Source organism: Halorientalis sp. (genome assembly GCF_028275115.1).
In the GTDB taxonomy this organism is placed as follows: Archaea; Halobacteriota; Halobacteria; order Halobacteriales; family Haloarculaceae; genus Halorientalis.
The window spans coordinates 1-2,949 of sequence record NZ_JAQCNH010000057.1 but is presented as its reverse complement, the minus strand read 5'-3'; the positions used below and the strand labels follow the sequence as shown (position 1 = coordinate 2,949).

At 62.0% G+C, this 2,949-nt stretch carries 3 protein-coding genes; 2 read left to right on the top strand and 1 reads right to left on the bottom strand.

All coding sequences use genetic code 11. The features are described from left to right. The coding region (locus Q0964_RS09030) for a DUF5789 family protein (protein WP_299266238.1) at positions 1–333 on the top strand (333 nt) is incomplete at its 5' end. Positions 334–426: 93 nt separating this feature from the next. Next, a complete protein-coding gene (locus Q0964_RS09025) occupies positions 427–1,788 on the top strand; it encodes a sulfatase-like hydrolase/transferase (protein ID WP_299266236.1) in 1,362 nt (453 codons plus the stop codon). Positions 1,789–1,848: 60 nt separating this feature from the next. Here the strand turns inward: Q0964_RS09025 and aglJ are convergent, their stop codons facing one another. Beyond that, on the bottom strand, positions 1,849–2,844 hold the full coding sequence (aglJ, locus tag Q0964_RS09020) for an S-layer glycoprotein N-glycosyltransferase AglJ (RefSeq protein ID WP_299266233.1): 996 nt from the start codon (positions 2,842–2,844) through the stop codon (positions 1,849–1,851). Positions 2,845–2,949: the final 105 nt, after the last annotated feature.

Below are 2,949 nucleotides of genomic sequence, written 5' to 3'. Positions count from 1 at the left end.
CTATCAATGGGAGTACAGCCACCGGCCGACGACACCGATGAGCCCACCGCTATCGAGTTCGGCCTCGCAGCGCTGGACGCGAAGCTCAGCGAGGAGACCATCGACTACCCCGCCACCGCACAGGAGGTGCGCGAACAGGCGGGCCACATGGAAGTGCCCTACGACTCCGCCGGCCACAGCGTGACCGTCGCGGAAGCTCTCGAAATGGCGACAGCGACCCGGTTTGACTCCGAGCAGGAACTGTTCAACGCGCTCCACCCTGCCTTCGAACGCAAGCGGGACGCGACCGCAAACAGCCTCCTGACACAGCTGCGGGCGCTGGTTCCGTTCTGAGCAGCGTGTCCCGTTGCACTCTTGTCAGAACGGTCACCAGCTCCGGCGTACGACAGTCGAAGAACCAATATGGGGTCGCTTGCATCTTCTGATATGGGAATTAAGCGGCGGCTCATTAATACGCTACCGCCGGCGGCGAAACGGGCCCTGGCTTACCCGTATGACTACTACCAGATGCGGACAGCGGACGGACAATTTGCCGAGAAGTGCCTGCCGTCCGGCGAGCCCGCTGAGGACGCTCCCGATCACATCGTCTGTGTGGTCGTCGACGCACTCCGGGCCGACTACGTTGATGCTGAGACGACGCCGTATCTTGATGGCCTCAATCGTGCCGACGCCGTGACTCCGGGGTCGTGGACGTTTCCAGCGGTGTCGTCAATGCTGTCCGGTGTGTATCCGCACGAGCATGGTGGCATGCGTCAGACCGACGAACCAGATAACTCCGACGGTATCAGGCTGCCACCCCGGATGGATGCACACCGGGTGACCATCACCGAGGCACTCGCCGGCGCGGGATACGAGACGTACGGCGGGTTCGGCCACGACACCCCGTTTGTCGCACTCTCCGGCCGGTTCGACAAACATGCGCTATACCACAACTTCAGCTCCAACGCGGACGACATCCTCTCGGACTATCTGTCTTGGGTCGACGGTCGCAACCAGACGTTCGCCTTTCTCCACCTCGCAGACCCACACATTCCTCTCGACCCGCCGGCGGAGTACGTCGAGAAGTACGACGTCGACACGACTATCGAGAACCTGGCGAACTGGGACTACCACCGGGAGACGGACTGCGGGGACGACTGCCAGCGGTATCGCGACCACCGCCAGCGATTCTACCGTGCGTCAGTTGATTACGTGGACGACGCCATCGCGCGATTCGCCGACAGCCTCAATTCCAGGCTGGACGATCCACTGCTCGTCGTCACCGCCGATCACGGGGAGGCCCATTGGGAACACGTCGAGTTTGACATCGAGTACTTCGACGGGTCTGGCTGTGTCGACCACGGCGGCGCACCATACGAGGATGTCGCCCGGGTCCCACTGCTGACCACCGCCGACTGGCCCCTCGATGGCCCCGTCTCGCTCGTGGACCTGCCGGCGACGTTCGCGGACCTAACTGGGGTCGAACTCCCCGGCGCTGTCGGTCACTCGCTGGTCGAGACGCCGCCCGCCGACCGACTCATGTTTGTCGAGGGGAGCCTCGCGGGCCACGAGAAGAAAGCCGTCTACCACGGCGACTATAAGCTCCTCGCGTCGCGAGGCCACGGCGTCGAGGTCGGGTACGAACTTCCAGACGAGACGGTCGTCGACCTGCCCGACGAGGAGTCCCAGCTACTGACCGAGAACGTTCCACCGTGGCCGTCGGGTGGTGACGGAGCGGCAGCGGACGCGGGCGAGACAGAGGTCGGCGGCGTCGTTGAGGACCGCCTCGAACAGCTCGGATACAAATAGGTCAGACGGATTACTGTAGCCATATCTCGATCTCAACGATACCGAGACGGGACGACAGTATCAGTTCCGGCGGTTCTCTGCCGGCGCTGTCGCTTCTGTCTCATCGGACTCCTCCATTTCGCGTGTCTGCTCGTTCAGCCGATTCGCGATGTTTTCGAGTTGCTGTGTCTGTTCCCGGTTTACCGTCACAATCATATCGGAGAGGACACCGAACATCAGTAGCTGGATGCCCAGCACGATAGCGATGCCACCCACGGTAGCGATGACCTGATGGGAGATACTGTTTACGAACCAGTCATAGAGGACGTAGACGCCCAGCAACGCACCCAAAGCGATTGTAGAGGCGCCGACGCTCCCGAAATAAAACAGAGGGTTGTTTGTCTTGGCCATCCGGTACAGCGTCACGAGTATCACTCCCCCGTCACGCACCGGACGGAGGTTCGTCTCCGATTCGTCTGGTCGGGGCAGGTAGGTTATCGGGACGATGACAGTTTTGACGCCGTGTTTGACACACTCGACGGCCATCTCGGTCTCGATGCCAAACCCATCCGCCGACAGCGAGAGTCGGAGGAACGACTCGCGACTAAAGGCGCGGTACCCACTGAGGATGTCGGCGTAGTCGTAGCTGTGGATGAGCGAGAAGGCGCCGTTGATGATGCGGTTGCCCATTCGGTTGAGCCGCGTCATTGCACCCGGTTTCATGTCGGCAAAGCGGTCGCCGATGACGTGGTCGGCACGCCCCTCCAAGAGCGGCTCAAGCATCCGGTCGGCCTCTTCGGCACGGTAGGTCTCGTCGGCGTCGGCCATCAACACGTATGGCACATCGATGTATCGCTCGACGGCCTCACGGATGGCCTGGCCCTTTCCCTCGCCCGATTGCTCGACGACGCGGGCGCCGGCGGCTTCGGCGAGCGCGTAGGTGTCGTCGGTACTCCCGCCGTCGACGACGAAGATATTCTCGAACCCCTGCTCGCGGAACCCCTCGACGACTGACTCGATGGTTGCGGCCTCATTGTATGCGGGGAGGAGGACGCAAACATTGTCACGGTCGGCCATTGTCGACCATCTGCCACGCGTACTCAAATAATTGCGGGTCCCAGGGTGTGGACTCATGTGTACCCGCTCGACGCGGCTAGTAACCTCTGTGACAGCAACGACACT